The following is a 24,136-nucleotide window of genomic DNA, read 5'->3' as shown; positions in this document are numbered from 1 at the left end:
CGTCGGCCCAGGCGCGGCGCCCCTGTCCGGCTCCCGTCAGACGTTCACGCCGTGCTTGCGGAGATAGGCGACCGGGTCGACGTCGGAGCCGTAGTCCGGGGTGGTGCGGGCCTCGAAGTGGAGGTGGGGGCCGGTGGTGTTGCCGGTCGCGCCGGAGAGGCCGATCTGCTGGCCGGGGGTGACCTTCTGGCCCACCGAGACGCCGATGGAGGAGAGATGGCCGTACTGGGTGTACATGCCGTCGGCCATCTTGATGACGATCTCGTTGCCGTACGCCCCGCCCCAGCCGGTGGAGACGACCGTGCCGGTTCCGACCGCGTGCACCACGGTGCCGCTCGCGGCGTGGAAGTCGATGCCGGTGTGGGCGCCGGAGGACCACAGGGAGCCGCCGGTCTTGTAGCCGGTGGAGACGTAGGAGTCGCTGATCGGCGCGACGAAGGTGTTCAGGCGCTTGCGCTCGGCCGCACGGGCGGCGCGTGCCTTGGCCGCGCGCTCCTTCCTGGCCTGCTCGGCGGCCTTCTCGCGGGCGGCCTCCTCGGCCGCCTTGCGTTCGGCGACGGCCTTCTGGGCCGCGGCCTGGGCGTCGATCTGCTCGGCGACGGAGTCGCTGATCGTGATGACCGGGGTGAGGCCGGTCTGCTCGACGGAGTTCTCGGCGGCGAGCGCCGGGGCGGCGGAGACGGTGCCGATGACACCCGTGGTGGTGAGGGCCGCGATACCGGCGGCCTGCGCGGTGGTGCGCTTCACCCGGCCGGGACGACGGTGCTTCCCGGAGGCGCACATGAACGCCATGTAGAGGCTGGTCCTTTCCTTCCCTCTCGCCTACCGGGTTAGCTGACGGGTTCGGAGCAGGAAGGTCTCCTACGGGCCCCCTCGCGACACGCGCGGGCGCCCGATTCACCCCAGGGACTGCGTGGGTCCCCGGCTCCCCTGGCTCGCGCCGTACGGGGACTCGGCGATGGCTGTCCGGTGCCGCGGGCGCGGCGTACTGCCTGACGGACAGCCCGGAAGAACCTATGAGGGGCTGCTTTCAATACCCAAACGGATCACGGTTTTTGTAGCGCATCCCACAGGGCAGACAGGCAACCTCCGCCCCAATTCGGACATACGAGAGCCCTGGTGACCGACGGTCACCAGGGCTCCGCACGCGCGCGTGGAACCGCGTGGGGCTACTCCGCCGCGACGACCGTGACTTCGCCGATCCCGAGCGCCTCGACTGGCTCCTTGATCTGTGCCGCGTCCCCGACGAGGACGGTCACCAGACGGTCCACCGGGAAGGCGTTCACGACCGCCGCGGTGGCCTCCACCGTGCCGGTGGTGGCGAGTTGCCGGTAGAGCGTGGCCTGGAAGTCATCCGGCAGGTGCTGCTCGACCTGGTCGGCCAGGGTGCCGGCGACGGCCGCCGCCGTCTCGTACTTGAGCGGCGCCACCCCGACGAGGTTCTGCACGGCCACGTCGCGCTCGGCGTCCGTGAGGCCCTCGGCCGCGAGCGTGCGCAGCACCGTCCACAGGTCCATCAGTGCCGGGCCGGTGTTCGGGGTGTCCACGGAGCCGCTGATGGCGAGCATCGAGGCGCCGGTGCCGTCGGGGGCGGAACGCAGGACCTGCCCGAAGGAGCGGACGCCGTAGGTGTAGCCCTTCTCCTCGCGCAGGACGCGGTCCAGGCGGGAGGTGAGGGTGCCCCCCAGGCAGTAGGTGCCGAGCACCTGGGCGGGCCAGACGCGGTCGTGCCGGTCGGGGCCGACGCGGCCGATGAGCAGCTGGGTCTGGACGGCGCCTGGCCGGTCCACGATGACGACCCGGCCGGTGTCGTCGGCGGTGACCGGCGGGACCGGCCGGGGCTGGGCGGTGGAGCCGCGCCAGGCGCCCAGGGTCTCGCCGAGCAGCTCGTCCAGGTCGATGCCGGTCAGGTCGCCGACGACGACCACGGTGGCCGTGGCGGGTCGGACGTGCCGGTCGTAGAACGCGCGGACGGCAGCCGCGTCGATCTTCTCGACGGTGTCCTCGGTGCCCTGGCGCGGACGGGACATCCGCGCGGTCGACGGGAACAGCTCCTTGTAGAGCTCCTTGGCGGCCCGGCGGCTGGGGTTGGCCAGCTCGTGCGGGATCTCGTCCAGGCGGTTGCGGACCAGCCGCTCGACCTCGCTCTCGGCGAAGGCGGGCGCCCTCAGGGCGTCGGAGAGCAGCCCGAGACCCTTGGCCAGCCGGGAGGCCGGGACCTCCAGGCTGACGCGGACGCCGGGGTGGTCGGCGTGCGCGTCGAGGGTGGCGCCGGCCCGCTCCAGCTCGGCGGCGTACTCCTCGGCGGCGTGCTTGTCGGTGCCCTCGGAGAAAGCGCGCGCCATGATCGTGGCGACGCCGTCCAGGCCGGCCGGCTCGGCGTCCAGGGGCGCGTCCAGGAGCACCTCGACGGCGACGACCTGCTGGCCGGGGCGGTGGCAGCGCAGCACGGTCAGGCCGTTGTCCAGGGTGCCGCGCTCGGGGGCGGGGAAGGCCCAGGGCCTGGCCTCGCCCGGCTGCGGCTGGGGGTGGAAGTCCATGGTGGCGAGCTCGGTCACTTGGCCGTCTCCTCGTCGTTGTCGCCGGCTTCGACCGTGGCTTCGGCCTCGGGGTCCTCGGGTACGTCGGCGTCCTCCACCGCCTCCGGGGACTTGGGTTCGTAGACGAGCACCGCGCGGTTGTCGGGACGCAGGCGGGCCTTGGCGACCTCCTGGACCTCCTCGGGGGTGATCTGGAGAACGCGCTGGACGGCGGTCAGGGCGAGCTGCGGGTCGCCGAACAGGACGGCGAACCGGCACAGTTCGTCGGCGCGGCCCGCGACGGTGCCGAGCCGGTCCAGCCACTCGCGCTCCAACTGGGCCTGAGCGCGCTCCATTTCCTCGGGCGTGGGGCCCTCCGCGGCGAACCGGGCGAGCTCCTCGTCGATGGCGGCCTCGATGACCGGCACCTCGACGTCACCGGAGGTCTTCACGTCGAGCCAGCCCAGGGAGGGCGCCCCGGCGAGCCGCAGCAGCCCGAAGCCGGCGGCGACGGCCGTACGGTCGCGCCGCACCAGGCGGTTGTAGAGGCGGGAGGACTCGCCGCCGCCGAGGACGGTGAGGGCCAGATCGGCCGCGTCGGACGCGCGCGTGCCGTCCTCCGGGAGCCGGTAGGCGGCCATCAACGCGCGCGCGGGCACCTCCTCCACGACGACCTCGCGCAGCTGCTCGCCGATGACGTCGGGCAGCGAGCCGTCGCGCGGGGTGGGCTTGCCGTCGTGCGCCGCGATGGAACCGAAGTACTTCTCGATCCAGGCGAGTGTCTGCTCCGGGTCGATGTCGCCGACGACCGACAGGACGGCGTTGTTGGGCGCGTAGTAGGTGCGGAAGAACGCGCGCGCGTCCTCCAGGGTGGCCGCGTCCAGGTCCGCCATCGAGCCGATCGGCGTGTGGTGGTAGGGGTGGCCCTCCGGGTAGGCGAGCGCGGTCAGCTTCTCGAAGGCGGTGCCGTAGGGGACGTTGTCGTAGCGCTGGCGGCGCTCGTTCTTGACGACGTCCCGCTGGTTCTCCATCGACTCGTCGTCGAGGGCGGCGAGCAGGGAGCCCATGCGGTCGGCCTCCAGCCAGAGGGCGAGCTCCAGCTGGTGGGTGGGCATGGTCTCGAAGTAGTTGGTGCGCTCGAAGCTCGTGGTGCCGTTGAGCGAGCCGCCGGCGCCCTGGACGAGCTCGAAGTGGCCGTTGCCCGTCACCTGGGCGGAGCCCTGGAACATCAAGTGCTCGAAAAGGTGAGCCAGGCCGGTACGGCCCTTGACTTCGTGCCGGGAACCGACGTCGTACCAGAGGCAGACCGCCGCGACCGGGGTCAGGTGGTCCTCGGAGAGCACCACGCGCAGACCGTTGGCCAAGCGGTGCTCGGTCGCTGCCAGGCCTCCGGAGCCTGTCTCGGCCGTGGTCGTGTGACCCATGGGCATGTACGTCCCTTCGCTCGCGGACGCGGTCTCGAACCGCGGTTTTTCTGCCGGTCCTGCCACTGTATGCAAGCGTGCGGGGACCCGGCGAAGTTCCCGCACGACGTACGCCCACAGCGGATCGTGCGCGCGGATCGCGTAGCCTGCGTCCCACCCGCCCTGTGACGGCTTCCGACACCGGGGCGGTCCGCGGCGCCCGGGCTCTGGCCCGGGTTGTCAGTGCCGCGGTCCACAATGGTCTGCGTCAGATCCGTTCACGCATGAGCAAGGAGCCGGCAGCGATGGCCCGCCGCAGCACGAAGACCCCGCCGCCCGACGACGCGTTCGAGGAGAGGATCCTCGACATCGACGTCGTGGACGAGATGCGCGGCTCCTACCTTGAGTACGCGTACTCGGTCATCTACTCGCGCGCCCTGCCGGACGCCCGCGACGGCCTCAAGCCGGTGCACCGGCGGATCGTCTACCAGATGAACGAGATGGGGCTGCGCCCCGAGCGCGGCTATGTGAAGTGCGCGCGCGTGGTCGGCGAGGTGATGGGCAAGCTGCACCCGCACGGCGACTCGTCGATCTACGACGCGCTGGTGCGCATGGCCCAGCCGTTCTCGATGCGCGTCCCGCTGGTCGACGGCCACGGCAACTTCGGCTCGCTGGGCAACGACGACCCGCCGGCCGCCATGCGGTACACCGAGTGCCGGATGGCCGAGGCGACCAGCCTGATGACCGAGTCGATCGACGAGGACACGGTCGACTTCGCGCCCAACTACGACGGCCAGGAGCAGGAGCCGGTGGCGCTGCCCGCCGCCTTCCCGAACCTGCTGGTCAACGGCTCGTCGGGCATCGCGGTCGGCATGGCGACCAACATGCCGCCGCACAACCTCGGCGAGGTGATCGCGGCCGCCCGCCACCTGATCCGCTACCCGAACGCGGACCTGGACACGCTGATGAAGCACGTCCCGGGCCCCGACCTGCCCACCGGCGGCCGGATCGTCGGCCTGGAGGGCGTCCGGGACGCGTACGAGACGGGCCGCGGCACCTTCAAGATCCGGGCCACGGTGGCGGTGGAGACGGTGACGGCCCGCCGCAAGGGCCTGGTCATCACCGAACTGCCGTTCACGGTCGGCCCCGAGAAGGTCATCGGCAAGATCAAGGACCTGGTCAACGCCAAGAAGCTGCAGGGCATCGCCGACGTCAAGGACCTCACCGACCGCGAGCACGGGCTGCGCCTGGTCGTCGAGATCAAGAACGGTTTCGTGCCGGAGGCGGTCCTGGAGCAGCTCTACAAGCTGACGCCGATGGAGGAGTCCTTCGGTATCAACAACGTGGCGCTGGTGGACGGCCAGCCGCTCACGCTGGGCCTGAAGGAGCTTCTTGAGGTCTACCTCGACCACCGCTTCGACGTGGTCCGCCGGCGCAGCGAGTTCCGCCGCGGCAAGCGTCGCGACCGGCTGCACCTGGTGGAGGGCCTGCTCACCGCCCTCGTCGACATCGACGAGGTCATCCGGCTGATCCGCTCCAGCGAGAACAGCGCGGAGGCCAAGCAGCGGCTGATGGAGCGGTTCTCGCTGTCGGAGATCCAGACGCAGTACATCCTCGACACGCCCCTGCGCCGCCTGACCAAGTACGACCGCATCGAGCTGGAGGCGGAGAAGGACAAGCTCACGGCGGAGATCGCCGAGCTGACCCGGATCCTGGACTCGGACGCGGAGCTGCGCAAGCTGGTCTCGGCGGAACTGGCCGCGGTGGCCAAGAAGTTCGGCACCGAGCGGCGCACGGTCCTGCTGGAGGCGTCGGGCGCCGCGGCGGCCGTGGTGCCGCTCCAGGTGGCCGACGACCCGTGCCGGGTGCTGCTGTCCTCGACGGGCCTGCTGGCGCGCACGATGAACGGCGAGCCGTTCCCGGAGGACACCGACGGCAGGCGCGCCAAGCACGACGTCATCGTCTCGGCGGTTCCCGCGACCGCGCGCGGCGAGGTCGGGGCGGTGACCTCGACGGGCCGCCTGCTGCGCATCAACGTCGTGGACCTCCCCCAGCTCCCGGAGACCGCGACCGCCCCCAACCTCGCGGGCGGCGCGCCGCTCTCCGAGTTCCTCTCGATTCAGGACGGCGAGTCGGTGGTCTGCCTGACCACGCTTGACGAGTCCTCGCCGGGTCTCGCCCTCGGCACCGAACAGGGCGTGGTCAAGCGTGTGGTCCCCGACTACCCGTCCAACAAGGGCGAGTTGGAGGTCATCACCCTCAAGGAGGGCGACCGGATCGTCGGCGCGGTGGAGCTGCGCACCGGCGAGGAGGACCTGGTCTTCATCACGGACGACGCACAACTGCTGCGTTACCAGGCCTCCCAGGTGCGCCCGCAGGGCCGCCCGGCGGGCGGTGTGGCGGGCATCAAGCTCACGGAGGGCGCGAAGGTCATCTCCTTCACGGCCGTCGACCCGGCGGCCGACGCGGTCGTCTTCACGGTGGCCGGCTCGCGCGGCACGCTCGACGACTCGGTGCAGACCACGGCCAAGCTGACCCCGTTCGACCAGTACCCGCGCAAGGGCCGGGCCACCGGTGGCGTGCGCTGCCAGCGGTTCCTGAAGGGCGAGGACTGCCTGTCCTTCGCCTGGGCGGGCCCGGTCCCGGCGAAGGCGGCCCAGAAGACCGGCACCCCGGCCGACCTCCCGGAGATCGACCCCCGCCGCGACGGCTCCGGCGTGTCGCTCGCGAAGACGGTGTCGGTGGTGGCGGGTCCGGTCTAGGCCTCGTCCCCGTCGTCGGGGCCTTCCGCCAGGCCCTGTACATACCGCAGGACGCCCCACATGCCGTGTTCGTCGGCGTGTGGGGCGTCGTTCGTGCACGCCTCCAGCTCCTTGCGCAGCGCGGCCGCGTCGATGCCGGAGCCGATCAGTACGAGTTGCGTGAGCCGCTCCTCGCCGGGTCCCCAGGCTTCGGGGTAGAACCGCAGAAACCGGCCCACGGCATGCACGGCGTACCGGTTGCGCGTGTCGTACGGCCCGAAGTCGACGTACCCCTTGATCCGGTAGAGCCCCTCGGGCCGGCCGTCGAGGAAGGTCATCAGCCCACGGGGGTCGAGGGGCAGCTCGGAGGCGAAGGACAGGCTGTCGTAGGCGGTGTGCAGGTGTCCCTCGTGGGTGCCGTCGTCGTCGTGGCCGTGGCGGTCGTGCAGGTCGTCGAAGGACAGCTGTCCGATGCGCTCCTCGCCGGGGCGGCAGTCGAACAGGAACTCGGGGTCGATCCGGCCGTAGGTCGCCGGGACGACGGCGGCCCCGCGGTCGCTGAGCGACCGCACGAGCCCGAGGACGCGCTCGCCGCCCGCCGCGGCCTGGTCGAGCTTGTTGACGACGACCAGGTCGGCGAGAGCCAGATGCCGGTCGATCTCGGGGTGCTTCGCGCGCGTGCCGTCGAACTCGGCGGCGTCGACGACCTCGACCAGGCCGCCGTAGACGATCCCGGGATGCTCGCTGGCGAGCAGCATCCGGACGAGTTCCTGGGGTTCGGCGAGACCGCTGGCCTCGATCACGATGACGTCGACACCGGTGGCGGGGCGCGCAAGGCGCTCCAGGTAGACGTCCAGTTCACCGGGGTCGACGGCACAGCACAGGCACCCGTTGCCGAGGGAGACGGTCGAGTCGCCGAGGGCCCCGGCCACGGCCATCGCGTCGATCTCGATGGCCCCGAAGTCATTGACGATCGCCCCGATCCGGCTGCCCCCGCTGCGATGCAGCAGGTGGTTGAGGAGCGTGGTCTTCCCGGACCCCAGGAATCCGGCGAGGACGACTACCGGGATCTGCCGGGAGGTGGGGCGCTGCTCCAACGGGGGGCCTCTTTCGCGTGGGCGGTGGTGGCGGGCCTCCAGGATAGGAAACGGCCGGGCCACGCCCGTGCCCCGTTCCGGCCGGCGGTGGCGGCGTCCGTCGAGCTCGTCGTCGCCGAGGGTGCCGAGCAGCACGAGGCCGGACGCCGTGGCGTGGGCGGGCAGCCGCGAGCCGATGCCGCCACCGATGGTCATGACACGTTTGGTGTGGACCCTGGCGATGTAGACGATGTCCGGCAGATCGAGGGTGGCCATGGAACAGGACTCGTCGGCCTCGTCGACCAGATCGCGCATCAGGGGCTTCGCGATCTCGTCGACTCCGAGGGACTCGAAGTAGCTCCATCCCAGTTCGAGGATGCGCGGGGTGAGCGAGAAGTGCCGGCCGTCGGTGCGCATGTAGCCGAGTGCCTTGAACGTCAGAAGGATGCGCCGGACGGACGCACGCGTGGAGTCGGTGAGCTGCGCGACCTCGCTCACCGTGAGACGCGGACGCTCCCGCCGAAGACGCGCAGGACAGCGATGGCCCGCTCCAGCTGCTCCAGGCGCGGCTCGTCGGACTCGGTGCTCATGGCTGAAGCGTAGGCGACCGACCGGGCCCCCAGCGCCCAGGTGTTCGCCACGGGCCCACTCGCGGCCGTCCGCGGCAGACCGGGACCTGCCGCGGACCCCCGTCATCCTCGGCCGTCGGCGGGGGCGAGGACGATGTCGAAGCGGACCTGTGTCCAACTGCCGTCGACGGCGCGTCCGTCCGGTGCCGGGGTGCCCGCCGGTCGGCGCTCGAAGTCCTTGACCAGGGACTCCTTGACGCCGAAGACGCTGTCGGAGTCGAGCAGTTCGTCGCCCCGCACGAAGATGTGGGTCACCAGGGTCCGCCGCCCTGGTGCCTCGACCATGAAGTGGAGGTGCGAGGCCCGCATCGGCGAGCGACCGGTCGCCTCCAGCATCCTGCCCACGGGGCCGTCGTGCGGGATCGGGTACGGCGTCGGCGTGACGCCCCAGAAGCGGTAGCCCCCGTCGGCCTCCGTGAACAGGTGCGCCCGGGCCGCCACCCGGTCGTCGTCGTACTGGACGTCGTAGAAGCCGTCCTCGTCCGCCTCCCAGACCTCGATCTTCGCTCCGGGGACCGGGGTGCCGTCGATGTCCCGGACGGTCCCCTCGACCAGGCACGGTTCGCCGGCGGCCCCCAAGGACATGTCCCCGCCGGGCTCGATCCTCGGGGACCCCTCGACGAAGAAGGGACCGAAGACGGTGGCCTCGGTGGCGTCGCCGTAGGCCTCGTTGTTGATGGCGATGGTCTGCATGGACGCCCCGAGGGTGTCGGAGAGCAGGATGAACTCCTGGCGCTTGTCATCGGTGAGCCGGCCGGCGGCGGTGAGGAACTCGATGCCCTTGCTCCACTCCTCCTCGCTGGGGCGGACCTCGCGCAGGAACGCGTGGAGGTGCTTGACGATCCCCTGCATCAGCTCCTTCAGGCGGGGGTTCTCGCAGCCGTCGAAGGAGCGTTGCACCCGCGCGATCAGGTCTTCCTCGCGGGCCGCCTGCTCCGGCGGGACGTCGTGGGCGGGGGTGGTCGGGAGGGTCATGCGGGGTCACTTCCTTCCCAGGCCGCGCGCAGCAGCGCGGTGAGGTTCTCCGCGGTGACGGGAGTGGGGTTGCCGGCGGGGACGGCGGCGAGGACGGGCGCCACCGCTCGGGCGATGCCGTCCTCGGGCATGCCGTGGTCGCGCAGCGCGCGGGGGGCGTGGAGCGTCTCGCGCAGTGCGGCGAGCCCCGCCACCGCGGTGGGGCTGCCGAAGGCCTCGGCGATGCGCCGCTCGGCCTCCGGCACGGACGGGGCGTTGAAGGCGAGGACGTGCGGCAGAACCACCGCGTGGGTCTGGGCGTGCGGCAGGTTGAACATGCCGCCCAGCACATGGCAGATCTTGTGGTGCAGGCCCGAGCCGGCCGAGGCGAAGGCGACGGCGGCCAGGTAGGCGCCGTACAGGGTCTGTTCCCGTCCCTCCAGTCCGGTCGGGTCGGCGGCCACGGCGGGCAGACCCCGGGCCAGGCCCCGGATGCCCTCCGTCGCCAGGGCCCGGTCGATCGGGTCGACGCGTGGGCCCCACATGGAGTCGACGCAGTGGGCCAGGGCGTTGAGGCCGCTGGCCACGGAGAGCTCGACCGGCAGGCTGAGGAGCAGCGAGGCGTCGTAGACGATCGAGCGCGGCAGGACCCGCGGGTCCACGCCGGTGGTCTTCACGTCGCCCTCGGTCAGGCCCCAGACGTTCGTCGCCTCCGAGCCGGCGTACGTGGTGGGGACGGCCACCACGGGCAGGCCGGTGGTCAGCGCGACCGCCTTGGCCAGGCCGGTCGTGGAGCCGCCGCCGACGCACACCAGCGCGTCCACGGCACTCTCCGCGGCGGACCTGCGGGCCCGTTCGGCCACGTCGACCGGCACGTGCATGACGACCTCGTCGTGGCGCACCGCGACCGGCAGGTCCGCGCCGACACGGTCGGCGTGGGACGCCTCCGCGGGGGCGGCGATGAGCATCACCTTCGACGCCTTCAGCGCCGCCACCTCGGCCGCAACCGCGGCCGGTGCGTCGCCCGGGGCGAAGACGACCCGCTGGGGCAGGGTCTCGTGGCGGAATCGCACTGGTCAGGCCTTCCCGAGGAGCTGGGTGAGGGCGTCGCGCAGCGCCGCCTCGGGGTCGTCGGCGAGGCTCGTCGAGCGCCAGGCGACGTGCTTGTCGGGGCGCACCAGGATCGCGCCGGACTCCTCGACCTCGCGCAGCTTGGCCCAGTCGTAGTAGAGGTCCGTCACCTCACGGCCGGGGCCGATCACCACGGTGCCGAGCGGGATGCCGAGGTCCTGCGCGACCTTGCCGGCCGCGGCGGCCCAGTCCTCGCCGGCGATGCCGGTGAGCAGGGTCCAGCGGGTGTACGGCGCCAGGTCCATCAGGGCGAGCTTGGTGACGTGGTCGCCGACCCAGGCGTGCGGGAGGTGCGCGCCGGGGCTGGTGGACATGACGTGGTAGAGGTCCTCGTCCCGGCTGGGGGCGGGGCGGCTGCCGTCGGAGACGACGGCGGCGGACTCGTAGAACTGGCCGAGTTCGACACCGTGCGCGTTGAACTCGTAGTTCTTGGTCTCCATCGCCGTCACGAGGGCGGCCCGCTTGGCCGCGCCCTCGGGGGTGTTGGCCTTCCGCTCCTCGATCAGGACCCGCATCTCGTCCTCGTCCTTGGCGTCGAGGACGCCGAGGGCCTGGAAGATGTCGATGAACTCGCGGCTGGACTTGTTGGCCCGGGTGACGATCCGCTTCGCGACGGGCGCCCGCTCCGCCGAGTACGTCTCCAGCAGCGACGGGTCGGCGTGTCCGCGCAGTACGGCGGCGAGCTTCCAGGCCAGGTTGTAGGAGTCCTGGACGCTGGTGTTCGAACCCAGGCCGTTGCTCGGCGGGTGGCGGTGGACCGCGTCACCGGCGCAGAAGACGCGGCCCTTGTGGAGGTGGGTGGCGTACATCTCGTTGTTGCCCCAGAGGCTGGTGCCGGTGATCTCGACTTCTAGGTCCGGGATGCCCAGCAACTGGCGCACGATCCGGATCGCCTCGGCCTCGTCGACCACCGGGGGCTCGGAGTCGATGTCGTAGCCCCACACGATGAGCCACTCGTCCCAGGGGCGGACCATCCGGACCAGGCCGGCGCCGATGCCGCCGACCTCGGCGCCCGGCTGGATCACCCAGTACAGGACGGAGGGCCGGTGGCCGACGTAGGACGCGATGTCGGCCCTGAAGGTGATGTTCATCGAACCGGCGATGTCCATCGCGCCCTCGTAGGGCAGGCCGATGTCCTCGGCGACCCGGGAGCGGGCGCCGTCGGCGCCGATCAGGTACTTCGCCCGGATGTCGTACTCCTGGCCGGTGAGCCGGTCGCGGACCCGGACCGTGACGCCCGTGTCGTCCTGCGTGTGCGAGAGGTACTCGGTGGAGAAGCGGGTCTGGGTGCCGCGGACGGTGGCGTTCTTGACGAGGATCGGTTCGAGATACGTCTGCGGGATGTCGACGGTGAGGCAGGGCGAGGCCAGCCGGTAGTCCGCCTCCCGGTCGGGGCGGGTGCCCCAGGTGTGGATACGGCCGATCTCCTCGCCCGCGATGGAGGTGCAGAAGACGGTGTCACCGACGAGAGCGTGCTCGGTGGCGTCGGCCAGCACCTGGTCCTCGATGCCCATGTCGCGGAAGATCTCCATCGCCCGCTGGTTGGTGATGTGCGCCCGAGGCGTGTTCGCGGTCCACCGGTACTTGGTGATCACGATGTTGGCGACACCCAGGGTCGACAGGAACAGGGCCGCCGAGGCGCCGGCCGGGCCGGAGCCGACGATCAGGACATCGGTCTCCACGTGCGACGATGCCGGAAGTTCGGTCTCGCGCTGACCGTCGTTGAAGTCGGGCATGGGCCCTCACCTTCTTCTCGCGGGGTTCTGAGGGCAGCGTGCGCCCGGTCCCGGTCGGCTACGGCGGAAGAGGGTGGCGGACGGCCGAAATCGGTATGCCGCGGGTCTTCAGCCGCGCTTCGCGGCCGTACGGCGCAACTCGCCGGCGGTGATGCCGAAGCGGGCGTGGAAGGTCTGCGAGAAGTGGGCGACCGAGCTGAAACCGCAGGTGGTCGCCACGGTCGCGGTGCGGGCCGCACCGGCGCCGGCGCCGGTGAGCAGGGCGTAGGCCAGTTCGAGGCGCCGTCCGAGCACGTAGCGCGGGAACGTCGTGCCGGCGTCCGCGAAGACGCGGGTGAGCTGACGGACGCTGATGCCGATCGCGTCCGCGACCTCGGAGGCGGACAGGCGCGGATCGTGCAACCGGTCCTCGACGCGGGCACAGGCCAGCGCCCGGTGGACGACGGGTGGCCGGGTGGTTCCGTCGCCCACGAGTGCGGAGGCGAGATCGACGATCGTCTGCTCGTCGGGCCGGGTCGGGGTCTCCACGCCGACGGCGCGTCCGACGAGACGGGTGATCGCGCGACCGTAGGGGTTCCGCTCGGCGCGCCGGACGATGAGCGGTTCCCCGGCCCGCACGCCGTCCGGCAGCGCGCGGCGGTCCACACGCACCGCCAACTCGTCCAGACCGTGGCCGAATCCGCGCACGAAGCTTCCGTCCGCGTCGCAGACCAGAACGTCGCCGGGCCGGATGACCCGCCATCTGCCGGCCTGCTGGAACTGCGCTTCCCCGCGCAGCGAGACGTAGATGGCGACGGATCCCGTGGGCCGCCGTTCGATGAGGTCGGCGGAGCGCTCGACGACGTGGGCCGTGGTGCGGACCCGCGCCAGATGGACCCGCCCGAGGTCGAGGTTGTCCTCGCGCGCCTGGAAGTCCTCGCCGCCCGGAGTGCGGCACTTCAGGGCGATCAGAGCGGCGGCGTTGTGCTCCTCCCAGGCCCGCAGCCGCTCCGCCGACGGCACGTGCGCCGTCGAGAAGGCTTGCGCCGGGCGGGGTGCCGCGGGTGCTGGGTGCATGGCTCCCAGGGTAGGACCGGTTCCTCAGGCGAAGAAGGCGATGAAGCGCCGCGGAACGGCGTCCGGCCCGGCGTCGGGGTTCTGGATCGCGGTGCGCATCACGTGGCGCGGGGGCACTGTCACGGCCGGGAGCATCTGAGTGACCATCGCGACACCCGTGCGCTGAACGCATGAGCGTGCGGCCATCGCACGAGCTGGGCCGGGTTGTGTCGAGACCTCTCGACCGGGGACCGCCGCACCCGCGCCCGACGCGTCGGCCGGTCCGTCAGGACCTGAGCATCCGGCGGATGACGTCGACGGTCCGGCCCAGGTGCGGCTCCGTCCGGTCCGACCGGTGGGCGACGGAGAGGTCGACGGTGGCGGCCGGACGGACCAGCGGCCGGTAGGCGACACCTGCCAGGGCGAGCGCGGTCACCGGCTCCGGTACGACCGCGAGGCCGAGCCCGCCTGCCACGAGGGTGACCAGCGTGGAGGTCTCGCCGACCTCGTGCCGGATGCGCGGGGCGACACCGGCGTCCCGGAGCAGCCCGAGCACCACGCCGTACATCACGGAGCGCCGGTCGGCGGAGTGCACGATGAGGTCGGTACGCCCCAGCTCCGCCACCCGGATCTGTCTGCGCCGCGCCAGCGGGTGGTCGACGGGCAGCGCCACCACCAGCCGGTCGCGCCGCAGCAGGGTCACCGTCAGCGAGATGTCGGCGACCGGCGGCCGCAGCAGGGCGATGTCGATCGCGCCCGCGCGCAGCGCCTCGACCTGGTCGGGTGCGAGCATCTCGCCCCTGAAGGCGAAGTCCACGCCGGGCAGCTCGGCCGCGAGATGACGGGACAGCGTCGGGAGCAGGCTGTACGTCGCCGAACCGACACAGCCGATCGCGAGGTGCCCGACCGCCCCGGCCGCGACCCGGCGGGCCTCATGGCCCGCCTCGTCGACGTCGGCGAGGATCGCGCGCGCCCGGGCGAGGTAGGCGCGGCCGGCCTCGGTCAGGCCGACCCGGCGGGTGGTGCGGTGGAACAGCTCGACGCCGAGTTCGGCCTCCAGCCGCCGGATCGCCTGTGAGAGCGGCGGCTGCGCCATGTGCAGCCGCTCGGCGGCACGGCCGAAATGGCCCTCCTCGGCGACGGCGACGAAGTAGGCGAAGTGACGCAGGTTCACCATTGATACTTCCTGCATCTCAATTGGGTCGAATATCGATCCTTCACGGTATCAAGGCGTGCGCCTACCGTGATGGCCATGACTGCATTCGTCTATGCCGCCGCCCGCACGCCGTTCGGGCGTTTCAACGGCGCCCTCGCGGACGTCCGCCCCGACGATCTGGCGGCGAGCGCGATCAACGGCGTACTCGCCAAGACCCCCGGCCTCGATCCCGCCACGATCGGCGAGGTCGTGTGGGGCAACGCCAACCAGGCGGGCGAGGACAACCGCAACGTCGGCCGGATGGCCGCCCTGCTGGCCGGGCTCCCGGTCTCCGTGCCCGCCACCACCGTCAACCGGCTGTGCGGCTCCTCGCTCGACGCCGCGATCATCGGGTCGCGGACCATCGAGGTGGGAGACGCCGACGTCGTGCTCGTCGGTGGAGTGGAGTCGATGACCCGGGCGCCGTGGGTGCTGCCCAAGCCGGATCGCGCCTTCCCCGCCGGCAACGTCACCGCGGTCTCCACCACCCTGGGCTGGCGCCTCGTCAACTCCCGTATGCCGCAGGAGTGGACGGTCTCGCTGGGCGAGTGCAACGAGCAGCTGCGGGAGCGCTTCGGCATCCCGCGCGAGCGCCAGGACGCGTTCGCCGTCCGCTCCCACCAGCGGGCCGCCGCGGCCTGGGACGAGGGGTTCTACGACGACCTGGTGGTGCCCGTCGAGGGTGCCGGACTCGCCCGCGACGAGGGGATCCGGGCCGGTTCCACGGTCGAGAAGCTGGCCGCGCTGAAACCGTCGTTCCGCAAGGACGGCACGATCACCGCGGGCAACGCCTCCCCGCTCAACGACGGCGCATCCGCCGTGCTGCTGGGCTCCGAGGCGGCGGCGGACGCCGTCGGGCGGGCGCCGCTGGCCAGGATCGCCGGCCGGGGCGCGAGCGCGCTGGAGCCACAGGCGTTCGGGTTCGCGCCGGTAGCGGCCGCGGAGCGGGCGCTCGCACGGGCCGGGATCAAGTGGGACCAGGTCGGCGCGGTGGAGCTCAACGAGGCGTTCGCGGTGCAGTCCCTCGCCTGTGTCGACGCCTGGGGCATCGACCCGGAGATCGTCAATGTCAAGGGCGGTGCCATCGCGATCGGGCATCCGCTGGGCGCCTCCGGGGGCCGCATCCTCGGGACGCTCGCGAAGGTGCTGGCCGAGCGCGGCGAGCGGTACGGCGTGGCGGCGATCTGCATCGGCGTCGGGCAGGCGCTGGCCGTGGTGCTGGAGAACGTCGAGACCGCGGCGGTGGGCCGATGAGCCGGGCCGAGGTGCTGGAGAACGTCGACGAGGCGGTGGCCGGAATCAAGGACGGCTCGACCGTCCTGGTGGGCGGCTTCGGCATGGCCGGCATGCCCTTCGACCTCGTCGACGGGCTCATCCGGCAGGGTGCGAAGGACCTGACGATCGTCAGCAACAACGCCGGCAACGGCGAGGTCGGCCTGGCGGCGCTGCTCAAGGCCGGGCGGGTACGGAAGGTGATCTGCTCCTTCCCCCGGCAGAGCGACTCCTACGTCTTCGACGAGCTCTACCGCGCGGGCAGGATCGAGCTGGAGGTCGTCCCGCAGGGCAACCTGGCCGAGCGGCTGCGCGCGGCCGGCGCGGGCATCGGCGCGTTCTACTGCCCGACGGCCGTGGGCACGCCGCTGGCCGAGGGCAAGGAGGTCCGCACCATCGACGGACGCGACCACGTCCTGGAGTACCCGGTCAAGGGCGACGTCGCCCTCATCGGGGCCCACCGCGCCGACGGGATGGGCAACCTCGTCTACCGCAAGACCGCACGCAACTTCGGTCCCGTCATGGCCACCGCCGCCGCCCTGACGATCGTCCAGGTCACCGAGGTCGTGCCTGTCGGCACCCTGGACCCCGAGGCCGTCGTGACACCGGGCATCTACGTCGACCGGGTCGTGCCCGTCCAGCCGCGTCAGTACCTGACCCGAGGAGCCCGCTGATGGCACTCACCCCCGACGAGCTCGCCGCCGTCGTCGCCCGCGACATTCCGGCCGGTTCCTACGTCAACCTGGGCATCGGCCATCCGACCAAGGTCGCCGACCACCTGCCGGCGGACTCCGGCGTCGTGCTGCACACCGAGAACGGCATGCTCAACATGGGCCGGGCCGCCCGGGGCGACGAGGTCGACCCGGACCTGACCAACGCCGGAAAGGTACCGGTGACCGAGCTGCCGGGCGCGTCGTACTTCCACCACGCCGACTCCTTCGCGATGATGCGCGGCGGCCATCTCGACGTCTGCGTGCTCGGCGCCTACCAGGTCGCCTTCAACGGGGACCTGGCCAACTGGCACACCGGGCGCGCCGGCGACATCCCGGCTGTGGGCGGCGCGATGGACCTGGCCATCGGCGCCAAGGACGTCTACGTGATGATGACGCTCTTCGCCAAGAACGGCTCCCCCAAGCTGGTGCCGGCCTGCACCTACCCGCTCACCGGGCGGGCCTGCGTGAGCCGGGTCTACACCGACCACGGGATCTTCGACCTCGCCGGCGGCGAGGTGAGGATCCTGGAGACGTACGGCACCACTCCCGAAGATCTCTCGGCTCGTCTCGGGCTCAAGCGCGTCGCCTGACACACGAGCCGTCCGGGGCCGACTCGGGGCCGGTCCCGGTCCCCGGCCACGGCCCCTACGCGGGAGTACCGCCCCCCGTGCGCGCCCGCCGCGCGGGGCCGGACACCGTAACGACCCGGCGAGAGAATGCCATGGGGGTCGAACCGGTCCGTACCGGAGCCTTCCGGCCGTCACCTGGGAAAGCCGCTCTTCGGCGCGTCAGGTCCAGGGCGCCGCGAGGACGAAGGAGCGGCTGGCCCGGTACGCGGCGGTGTTCTCGGAAGGGTCGAGCCACAGTTGGAGGTCGTCCCGGTGGCGGAGGTAGCGGCCGGGATAGTTGTACGACTCCAGGGAGACCGAACCGGCGGCGGAGCCGGAACGCGCGCAGAAGGTGGCGTCCTTCTGGAAGAGGGCGGATCCGTCGTTGGCGTCCAGGCGGATACGGAAGGCGTAATGCCGTACGTAACGGCCCGTGGCGTCCCTGAGGGAGTAGCAGCGCGGATCGGCCAGACCGGGAACGAAGGTGAAGGTGGCTGCCTGCCGGGTGGTCACGGCGCTGTCGGCGCCGACCGGCCCCAGGATGCCGAACCGGCCGGACTGGCTCACGTAGTCGCCGGGGTCGTCGACCGAGCGCAGGGCGTGCAGCCCGTCGAACAGAGCCTCGACCGTCGTCGCCGGGGCTGGCGTCGGCGTCGGTTTCGGCGTCGGTGTCGGTGTCGGCGTCGTCGAGGCGGACGTTCCCTGCGACGGCGGCTCGGACGAGGCGGCGGGTGACGGCGAGACCGCGGCGGCGGGGCTTCCGGTCGGCTCCTGGGATCGTACGACCATGTACCAGGCCACTCCGGCGGCCGCGAGGACCGCGGTGCACACGGTCGCTGCCACGGGCTTGGCGGCCAGCTTGCCGATCGTGTGCGCCGTACGGCCCGGCCCCTTCGCCGTCCGCGCGCCCGCGCCGGCGGTCGCCCCGCCCGGGTCCGCCGCCGGCGCCCTGTTCTGCACCAGGCCGGCCAGGCCGATGGGCACCGGCACCAGCGCGAGGCCGCCCAACAGCCCCTCCGGCGGTATCAGGTCGGACGCGCCGGCCAGACACCGGGGACAGTCCCGGACGTGACGTGCCAGCCGCTTGCGCCACAGCGCGGACGGCCGGCCGTCCCATGAGGCGAGCACGGGTGCCAGGTCCGTACAGCGTGGCGAGGCGGTCAGGGCTCGTACCACGGTCCGCGCGGTCTGCAGCCGCTCCTTGACCCGCTGGACCCGCACCGCGGCATGCTGCGGGGTGAGACCGCAGGCCGCCGAGAGCTCACCGCGAGTGAGTTCACCGGCGGCCTCCATCCACCACAGGGCGAGCACCTCGCGTTCCTCGTCCTCAAGCCATCGGGTCGCCTCCACGGCTTCCCGCCGCTGGCCCGAGAGCGCCAGCCGAAGAATCGCCAGATCGGCGAAGTCGGCCTGCGGGGCCGCCTCGTGGGCGGTCTCGTCCAAGGATTCCGGCTGGTTACAGGTCCGCCCCCGGCGCCACCGGTCACGGATCTGCCGCACGGTGATGGCGACGAGCCAGGACCGGAACCGATCCGGTTGCTCCAGTCCGGGCAACCCGTCCAGGACCCGCATCATCGTGTCCTGGACCACGTCGTCGACATCGCTGTGTCCGTTCAGCGCCCGCCCGACGATGTTGTAGACCAACGGCAGACAGTCCCGCACGAGTTGTTCCGAAGCCTGCCGGTCCCCGGCCCGCGCCGCCAGGACGACGGCGAGCTCCGGCCGTTCCTGCCTGCCCTGCGAACGCACCCGCCCCACCTGTCCTGTTCGCCGCGCCGATGTGTCAAGGCTCGACAGTGTGTCAGGGCCGGATCAGGAGGATCCCCGTGGGTCGATGGGACCTCGCCATGTTTGATCTACACGCCGCCCACGCGCTCCTCACCGACCCCGACGTCACCGCCCTCACCGCCCTCACCGCCCAGGCACGTGAGACACACGTACAGCGCAGCACCCGTGGGGTGTCGGCACCGGCACCCCTCCCGTTCCCTCTTCTTCTCTTGTCCCTCTTGCAGAAGGGCTGGCTCTGCCACATTTCGTCGTCCACGAGTCGTTCGAGGCCCCAGGGGCTTACGAGGACTGGGCCCGCGCCCGGGGCCACGAGATCGGGTCCTTCCCCGTCTCCCTCACCGTCGAGGGCCGCCGGCACCCCTTCCTCGCCGGCCTCGGCGCGAAGGCTGCCCCCGCCAGTCGTCGCCTACAGCCGGTACGTGTACGGCTTCCAGTGCCACCTGGAGTTCACCCCGGACCGAGATGAACGCCAGGCTCATGACGTTCGTCGACCGCCTCGCCGCGGACTACGCCGGCCGCTGACCGGAACGGGCGCGGCCCGGCGCCCGGAGCAGAGAACACATGGCGCCCTCCGCGGCCTCCGTCAACATTGATCGAGTCAACCTATGCGGAAACGGCTACGGTGACGGCCATGCGCGATCAACACCCCGTTCCCGGCAGTCCCGCGCGGCGGCTGAGCACCAAGGAGACCGCCGAGCTGCTCGGCGTGAAGCCCGAGACCGTGTACGCCTACGTGAGCCGGGGCCAGCTCAGCAGCAGACGCGAGCCCGGGGGCCGCGCCAGCACCTTCGACGCCCGGGAGGTGGAGGCGCTCGCCCGGCGCCACAGGCGGGAGGCAGCCGGGAGTCCGGGCTCCGGCGGCGATCTGTCGGTGCGCACCCGGATCACGCTGATCGACAGGGACCGGTACTTCTTCCGTGGCGTCGACGCCACGGAGCTCGCCGCGCACCACTCCTACGAGGAGGTGGCGGAGTGGCTGTGGACGGGCCGCATGACGCGGGGCGCGACCCTCACCGCGCCGGAGGCCGGCGTCGCGGTCGCCCGCCGGGCTGTCGACGCGCTGTCCGAGCACACCTCGCCCACCGACCGGCTGCGCGTCGCCACGATCGCCGCGGCCGCCGAGGACCCGCTGCGCTTCGACCTGTCCGAGGAGTCCGTCCTCGGCACCGCGCGCGTGCTGATCCCCACGCTCGTCGCCGCGCTTCCCGTGCAGCGCCGGGCAGGGCATGACGACGGCCCGCTGGCCCACCGCCTGTGGCGCCGACTGACCGGCATCGAACCCGGCGACGCCGCGCTGCGCGTCCTGGACACGGCGCTCGCGCTGCTCGCCGACCACGACCTGGCCGCCTCCACTCTCGCGGTCCGGGTCGCCGCCTCCGCGCGCGCCCACGCGTACGCGGCCGTGTCAGCGGGGCTCGGCGTACTCGAAGGCGCCCTGCACGGCGCCTCCAGCGGCCTCGCCCACCGGATGCTGCTCGACGTCCTCGACCAGGGCAGCGCCGTCACGGTGATCGCGGACGAACTCCGCGCGGGCCGCCGTATCCCCGGCCTCGGCCACCGCCTCTACCAGGGCGAGGACCCCCGCGCGCGTGCCCTGTTCGCACTGCTGGAGGAGGTCCCCCGCGCGGAGCCCGCCCTGCTCGCGGCCAGGGACATCGTCGCCACGACCGCCCGGCACGCCCCGCTGCACGCCAACGTCGACCTGGCGCTCGCCGTGTTCACGGCCTCCTGCGGCATGCCCGCCACCGCCGGCGAGACGATCTTCGCCGTCGCCCGGACGGCGGGCTGGATCGCCCACGCCCTGGAGGAGTACGGCGAACGCCCGCTGCGCATGCGCCCCAGCGGCCACTACATCGGCCCGAAACCGCCCCAGCCCCTGCCGGAATAACCCCTTCGGCCACCCCTTCGGAGGCGCGAACGGGCGGGCCGGAAGCCACTCCGGGGAAAGTCAGGTTAGGCTCACCTCTGTGAGTAGGTGCGCAACCGTCTCCCGGATGCTCGACGAGCCTGTTTCCGGTACCGCCGCCACCGCGACGACGTGGCTGCTCCTGGAACAACCCGGCCCGTGGGGTCCCAAGGCGCTCACTTCGAGCCATCTGGACCCCGCGCTGGGCCGCGCCCTGGAGGCCGCCGCCGAGGGGACCGGCGTACGGATCGCGCTGATCCGCCGCCCCGGCCGCCACGCCGACCCCGGCACCCCCGCGCCACGGCAGGTGTACGTCGCCCACACGGTCCCCGGGAACGTCTGGCTGCACAGCGCCACCACCCGCGACCCGCACCGGCTGCTCGGTCTCGACCTCGCCGCGCTCGGCGCGGGCGACCACCGTTCGTTCGGCGCGGCGCTCGACGGCCGGCCGCACCGGGGCAGCCCGCTCGCGCTCGTCTGCACCAACGGCAAGCGGGACCGCTGCTGTGCCCTGCTGGGCCGCCCGCTCGCCGCCGAGCTGGCCGCGTCCGGGGTACCGGGCACCTGGGAGGTCACCCATCTGGGTGGTCATCGCTTCTCGCCGACGGTGCTCGTCCTGCCGTACGGCTATGCGTACGGCCGCGCCGAGGCTCATTCCGTCAAGGAGGTCCTGCACGGCATTCAGGAGGGCCGTGTGGTGACGGAGGGGTGCCGCGGCTGCTCCGCCTGGGAACGGCCCGGACAGGCGGCCGAACTGGCCGTGCGGGAGGCGGTCGGCGAGTACACCGCGGGCGTGCTGAGCGTCGTACGGACCGAGGGCGCGGCCCCGCGCTGGGAGGTCACCGTCGCCCACGCCGACACCCGCCGCTGGCGGGTCTGCGTGGCCCAGGGCGCCTCGCTGCCGCCGCGCGCGGAGAGCTGCGGGGCGTCGGTGCTGGGGTCGCCGGCCCGGATGGACGTGGTGTCGCTGCGGGAGCTGCGGACGACGACGGCGCTGGCGAGCTGACCCGGACTCTCCCAAGAACTGGTCAAGAGATCCATGCCACACCCCCTTAAGTCCGGCGCACCCGCGCACGTACCGTCATGGGTATGAGCCCCACACCCCCTGTGCGCCGTCTGCGTCCCCGGCTGCCCCGGAAGGTGTTCTCACAGATCCTGTTGATGCAGCTGGCGATCGCCGCAGGGGTCGCCGTGCTCGCGACCGGGCTCTTCCTGGCGCCCCTGAGCAAGCAGTTGGACCAGGAGGCGATGCGCAGGGCGCTGGCGATCGCCGAGACCACCGCCCAGGACCCGCAGATCGCCGAGGGCGTGCTGACCACCAGGCCGAGCACGAGCGGGCCGGTGCAGCGGGAGGCCGAGAGGATCCGTAAGGCCACCCACGCCGAGTACATCGTGGTGATGGACCGGCGGGGCGTGCGCTGGTCGCACACCACCCTCTCGGAGATCGGCGGGCATGTCTCGACCGACCCCAGCGAGGCGCTGGCCGGCAAGGAGGTCATGCAGATCGACAACGGCACCCTGGGCCGCTCCGCGCGCGGCAAGGTGCCGCTCTACGACTCGAAGCACCGGATCATCGGGGCGGTCTCGGTCGGCATCGCCTACGACAGCGTGCGGGCGCGCCTGCTCAGCACGATCCCCGGGCTGTTCGCCTACGCCGGCGGTGCCCTCGCAGCCGGCGCGCTGGCCGCCTGGCTGATCTCCCGGAGGGTCCAGCGGCAGACCCGCGACCTGGCCTTCTCCGACATCTCGGCGCTGCTCGCGGAGCGCGAGGCGATGCTGCACGGCATCCGGGAAGGCGTCGTCGCCCTCGACGCGGCGGCCGCGTCCGGCTGCTCAACGACGAGGCGAGACGGCTCCTGGGCATCGGTGACGAAGCCGTCGGCCGGTCCCCCGACGAGGCGCTCGGCGCGGGCCGCACGACCGATGTGCTGGCCGGCCGGGTGACCGGCACGGACCTGCTCACCGTGCGCGGCCAGCGGGTCCTGGTCGCCAACCGCATGCCCACGGACGACGGCGGCGCCGTCGCCACCCTGCGCGACCGCACCGAACTGGAACAGCTCGGCCGTGAACTCGACTCCACGCGCGGTCTGATCGACGCCCTGCGCGCCCAGGACCACGAGCACGCCAACCGCATGCACACCTTGCTCGGGCTGCTGGAGCTGGAGATGTACGACGACGCGGTGGAGTTCGTCGGCGAGGTGGTCGGCGACCACCGGGTCACCGCGGAGCAGGTCACGGAGAAGATCCAGGACCCGCTGCTGGCTGCCCTGCTGGTCGGCAAGGCGACCGTCGCGGCCGAACGCGGCGTCGCCCTGTGGGTGTCGGACCGCACCTGGCTCCCGGACCGCCTGATCGACCCCAGGGGCCTGGTCACGGTCGTGGGCAACCTGGTGGACAACGCGCTGGACGCGGTCGCCGGTACACCGCACGCGCGCGTGGAGGTCGAGTTGTGCGCGGAAGGCCGGGCGATCGTCCTCAGGGTGCGTGACACGGGGCCCGGGATCCCGGCGGCACAGCGGGAGCTGGTCTTCACGGAGGGCTGGTCGACCAAGAAGCCGCCCGCACACGGCAAGCGCGGCATCGGGCTCCCTCTGGTGCGCCGGCTCGCCGAACGGCAGGGCGGCAGCGCGACCGTGGGCGAACCGGAGGGTGGGGGCGCCCAGTTCACGGTCGTGCTCCCCGAGGCCCTGACCGAACCGGGGCTGGAGCCGGCACCGGCGCTCGCACCGGCCGACGAGGAGGCCCGATGATCGAGGTCCTGGTCGTGGACGACGACACCCGGGTGGCCCGGGTCAACGCCGCCTACGTCGAGAAGGTGCCCGGCTTCCATGTGGCCGGCGCGGCCCACAGCGCGGCACAGGCGCTGCGTCAGCTGGAGGCCCTGCCCCGTCTCGACCTCGTCCTGATGGACCACTACCTGCCCGACGACACGGGCCTCGCGGTGGTCCGGGAGATGCGCCGGCGCGGCCACCAGACCGACGTGATCATGGTGACGGCGGCCCGGGACGTGTCGACCGTGCAGGCCGCGATGCGGCAGGGCGCGCTGCAGTACCTGGTCAAGCCGTTCGCGTTCGCGGGGCTGCGCGCCAAGCTGGAGGCGTACGCGCGGTTGCGGCGCACCCTGGACGGCGGCGGCGAGGCCGAACAGGCCGAGGTGGACCGCATCTTCGGCGCCCTGTCCGCGCCCTCCGAGCCGGGGCTGCCCAAGGGGCACTCCCCCACCACCGCCGAACTGGTGCGCCAGTCCCTGATGAGCGCCGAGGGCCCGCTGTCGGCCCAGGAGATCGCCGAGCGGACGGGGGTCAGCCGCCAGACCGCCCAGCGCTATCTGAAGCTCCTGGAGCGCACGGGACGGGCGCGGCTGACCCTCAAGTACGGCGACGCGGGCCGCCCCGAACACCGTTACGTGTGGGCGACCCGCGGCTGAGGC

Annotated in this window: 17 protein-coding genes, 1 pseudogene and 1 riboswitch; of the genes and pseudogenes, 8 read left to right on the top strand and 10 right to left on the bottom strand. The window is 72.2% G+C overall.

What is annotated here, in order from left to right:
* Positions 1-36 precede the first annotated feature (36 nt).
* The 3 genes from OHB00_RS37010 to OHB00_RS37000 form a co-directional block, all read right to left on the bottom strand.
* Entirely contained in the window at positions 37-792 is a 756-nt protein-coding gene (locus OHB00_RS37010) for a M23 family metallopeptidase (protein WP_406441424.1), read from the bottom strand.
* 12 nt (positions 793-804) lie between these two features.
* Positions 805-968, bottom strand: a riboswitch (cyclic di-AMP (ydaO/yuaA leader).
* A 201-nt stretch (positions 969-1,169) separates the two neighbouring features.
* Positions 1,170-2,558, bottom strand: coding sequence for a M16 family metallopeptidase (locus OHB00_RS37005; protein WP_406441423.1), 1,389 nt, complete (start codon positions 2,556-2,558; stop codon positions 1,170-1,172).
* Positions 2,555-3,949 (bottom strand): M16 family metallopeptidase, encoded by a 1,395-nt coding sequence (locus OHB00_RS37000; RefSeq protein ID WP_406441421.1) that lies wholly within the window; start codon positions 3,947-3,949, stop codon positions 2,555-2,557. The genes OHB00_RS37005 and OHB00_RS37000 overlap by 4 nt, the downstream gene beginning before the upstream one ends.
* A 278-nt stretch (positions 3,950-4,227) precedes the next feature.
* On the opposite strand from OHB00_RS37000, the gene OHB00_RS36995 reads away from it, so the two are divergent.
* Positions 4,228-6,684: a DNA topoisomerase (ATP-hydrolyzing) subunit A gene (locus OHB00_RS36995; protein ID WP_406441419.1), complete on the top strand. Its 2,457-nt coding sequence runs from the start codon at positions 4,228-4,230 to the stop codon at positions 6,682-6,684.
* On the opposite strand, the gene OHB00_RS36990 is transcribed toward OHB00_RS36995, so the two are convergent.
* From OHB00_RS36990 to OHB00_RS36965, 6 genes are all read right to left on the bottom strand, one after another.
* Positions 6,681-7,760 carry a CobW family GTP-binding protein gene (locus OHB00_RS36990; RefSeq protein WP_406446156.1) on the bottom strand — a complete coding sequence of 360 codons (1,080 nt, stop codon included), beginning with the start codon at positions 7,758-7,760 and terminating at the stop codon, positions 6,681-6,683. The genes OHB00_RS36995 and OHB00_RS36990 overlap by 4 nt on opposite strands.
* 671 nt (positions 7,761-8,431) lie before the next feature.
* Positions 8,432-9,343: an intradiol ring-cleavage dioxygenase gene (locus OHB00_RS36985; RefSeq protein ID WP_406441417.1), complete on the bottom strand. Its 912-nt coding sequence runs from the start codon at positions 9,341-9,343 to the stop codon at positions 8,432-8,434.
* Positions 9,340-10,395: a maleylacetate reductase gene (locus OHB00_RS36980; RefSeq protein ID WP_406441415.1), complete on the bottom strand. Its 1,056-nt coding sequence runs from the start codon at positions 10,393-10,395 to the stop codon at positions 9,340-9,342. Before OHB00_RS36980 ends, OHB00_RS36985 begins: the two co-directional genes overlap by 4 nt.
* 3 nt (positions 10,396-10,398) lie before the next feature.
* Positions 10,399-12,189: an FAD-dependent oxidoreductase gene (locus OHB00_RS36975; RefSeq protein ID WP_406441414.1), complete on the bottom strand. Its 1,791-nt coding sequence runs from the start codon at positions 12,187-12,189 to the stop codon at positions 10,399-10,401.
* Positions 12,190-12,297: 108 nt separating this feature from the next.
* The gene (locus OHB00_RS36970; protein WP_406441412.1) at positions 12,298-13,245 is read right to left on the bottom strand and encodes a helix-turn-helix domain-containing protein; all 948 of its coding nucleotides are present in this window, start codon (positions 13,243-13,245) and stop codon (positions 12,298-12,300) included.
* A 265-nt stretch (positions 13,246-13,510) separates the two neighbouring features.
* Positions 13,511-14,401 (bottom strand): LysR family transcriptional regulator, encoded by an 891-nt coding sequence (locus tag OHB00_RS36965; protein WP_406441410.1) that lies wholly within the window; start codon positions 14,399-14,401, stop codon positions 13,511-13,513.
* Positions 14,402-14,476: 75 nt separating this feature from the next.
* Between OHB00_RS36965 and OHB00_RS36960 the strand changes: the two genes are divergently transcribed.
* The 3 genes from OHB00_RS36960 to OHB00_RS36950 are packed head-to-tail and all read left to right on the top strand — an operon-like array spanning position 14,477 to position 16,994.
* On the top strand, positions 14,477-15,673 hold the full coding sequence (locus OHB00_RS36960) for a thiolase family protein (protein ID WP_406441408.1): 1,197 nt from the start codon (positions 14,477-14,479) through the stop codon (positions 15,671-15,673).
* Positions 15,670-16,365 carry a 3-oxoacid CoA-transferase subunit A gene (locus OHB00_RS36955; protein ID WP_406441406.1) on the top strand — a complete coding sequence of 232 codons (696 nt, stop codon included), beginning with the start codon at positions 15,670-15,672 and terminating at the stop codon, positions 16,363-16,365. Before OHB00_RS36960 ends, OHB00_RS36955 begins: the two co-directional genes overlap by 4 nt.
* Complete coding sequence (locus OHB00_RS36950) at positions 16,365-16,994, top strand: 3-oxoacid CoA-transferase subunit B (protein ID WP_406441404.1); 630 nt, start codon at positions 16,365-16,367, stop codon at positions 16,992-16,994. The genes OHB00_RS36955 and OHB00_RS36950 overlap by 1 nt, the downstream gene beginning before the upstream one ends.
* Positions 16,995-17,192: 198 nt before the next feature.
* Here OHB00_RS36950 and OHB00_RS36945 read toward each other — a convergent pair whose 3' ends face one another.
* Positions 17,193-18,761, bottom strand: a complete 1,569-nt coding sequence (locus OHB00_RS36945) for a sigma-70 family RNA polymerase sigma factor (RefSeq protein WP_406441402.1) — start codon at positions 18,759-18,761, stop codon at positions 17,193-17,195.
* Between the two features lie 670 nt (positions 18,762-19,431).
* Here OHB00_RS36945 and OHB00_RS36940 point away from each other — a divergent pair.
* The 4 genes and pseudogenes from OHB00_RS36940 to OHB00_RS36925 all read left to right on the top strand — a co-directional run bounded on the left by OHB00_RS36940 (position 19,432) and on the right by OHB00_RS36925 (position 24,133).
* The gene (locus OHB00_RS36940; protein ID WP_406441401.1) at positions 19,432-20,688 is read left to right on the top strand and encodes a citrate/2-methylcitrate synthase; all 1,257 of its coding nucleotides are present in this window, start codon (positions 19,432-19,434) and stop codon (positions 20,686-20,688) included.
* Positions 20,689-20,767: 79 nt separating this feature from the next.
* Positions 20,768-21,712 (top strand): sucrase ferredoxin, encoded by a 945-nt coding sequence (locus OHB00_RS36935; RefSeq protein WP_406441399.1) that lies wholly within the window; start codon positions 20,768-20,770, stop codon positions 21,710-21,712.
* Between the two features lie 83 nt (positions 21,713-21,795).
* Positions 21,796-23,456 (top strand): annotated as a pseudogene (locus OHB00_RS36930) (ATP-binding protein).
* A complete protein-coding gene (locus OHB00_RS36925) occupies positions 23,453-24,133 on the top strand; it encodes a response regulator (protein WP_406441397.1) in 681 nt (226 codons plus the stop codon). Before OHB00_RS36930 ends, OHB00_RS36925 begins: the two are co-directional and overlap by 4 nt.
* Positions 24,134-24,136 lie beyond the last annotated feature (3 nt).

The sequence above is a fragment of the Streptomyces sp. NBC_00631 genome (genome assembly GCF_045206895.1).
Lineage (GTDB): Bacteria > Actinomycetota > Actinomycetes > Streptomycetales > Streptomycetaceae > Streptomyces.
The sequence above is the reverse complement of the archived record's forward strand: the minus strand, read 5'-3'. Positions and strand labels throughout refer to the sequence as shown.

Coding starts and splice junctions, on each gene's coding strand:
- OHB00_RS37000 (WP_406441421.1), bottom strand. CDS start 3,949: ATGCCCATGGGTCACACGACCACGGCCGAGACAGGCTCCGGAGGCCTG.
- OHB00_RS36975 (WP_406441414.1), bottom strand. CDS start 12,189: ATGCCCGACTTCAACGACGGTCAGCGCGAGACCGAACTTCCGGCATCG.
- OHB00_RS36995 (WP_406441419.1), top strand. CDS start 4,228: ATGGCCCGCCGCAGCACGAAGACCCCGCCGCCCGACGACGCGTTCGAG.
- OHB00_RS36950 (WP_406441404.1), top strand. CDS start 16,365: ATGGCACTCACCCCCGACGAGCTCGCCGCCGTCGTCGCCCGCGACATT.
- OHB00_RS36925 (WP_406441397.1), top strand. CDS start 23,453: ATGATCGAGGTCCTGGTCGTGGACGACGACACCCGGGTGGCCCGGGTC.
- OHB00_RS36965 (WP_406441410.1), bottom strand. CDS start 14,401: ATGGTGAACCTGCGTCACTTCGCCTACTTCGTCGCCGTCGCCGAGGAG.
- OHB00_RS36960 (WP_406441408.1), top strand. CDS start 14,477: ATGACTGCATTCGTCTATGCCGCCGCCCGCACGCCGTTCGGGCGTTTC.
- OHB00_RS36955 (WP_406441406.1), top strand. CDS start 15,670: ATGAGCCGGGCCGAGGTGCTGGAGAACGTCGACGAGGCGGTGGCCGGA.
- OHB00_RS36940 (WP_406441401.1), top strand. CDS start 19,432: ATGCGCGATCAACACCCCGTTCCCGGCAGTCCCGCGCGGCGGCTGAGC.
- OHB00_RS37010 (WP_406441424.1), bottom strand. CDS start 792: ATGGCGTTCATGTGCGCCTCCGGGAAGCACCGTCGTCCCGGCCGGGTG.
- OHB00_RS36970 (WP_406441412.1), bottom strand. CDS start 13,245: ATGCACCCAGCACCCGCGGCACCCCGCCCGGCGCAAGCCTTCTCGACG.
- OHB00_RS36985 (WP_406441417.1), bottom strand. CDS start 9,343: ATGACCCTCCCGACCACCCCCGCCCACGACGTCCCGCCGGAGCAGGCG.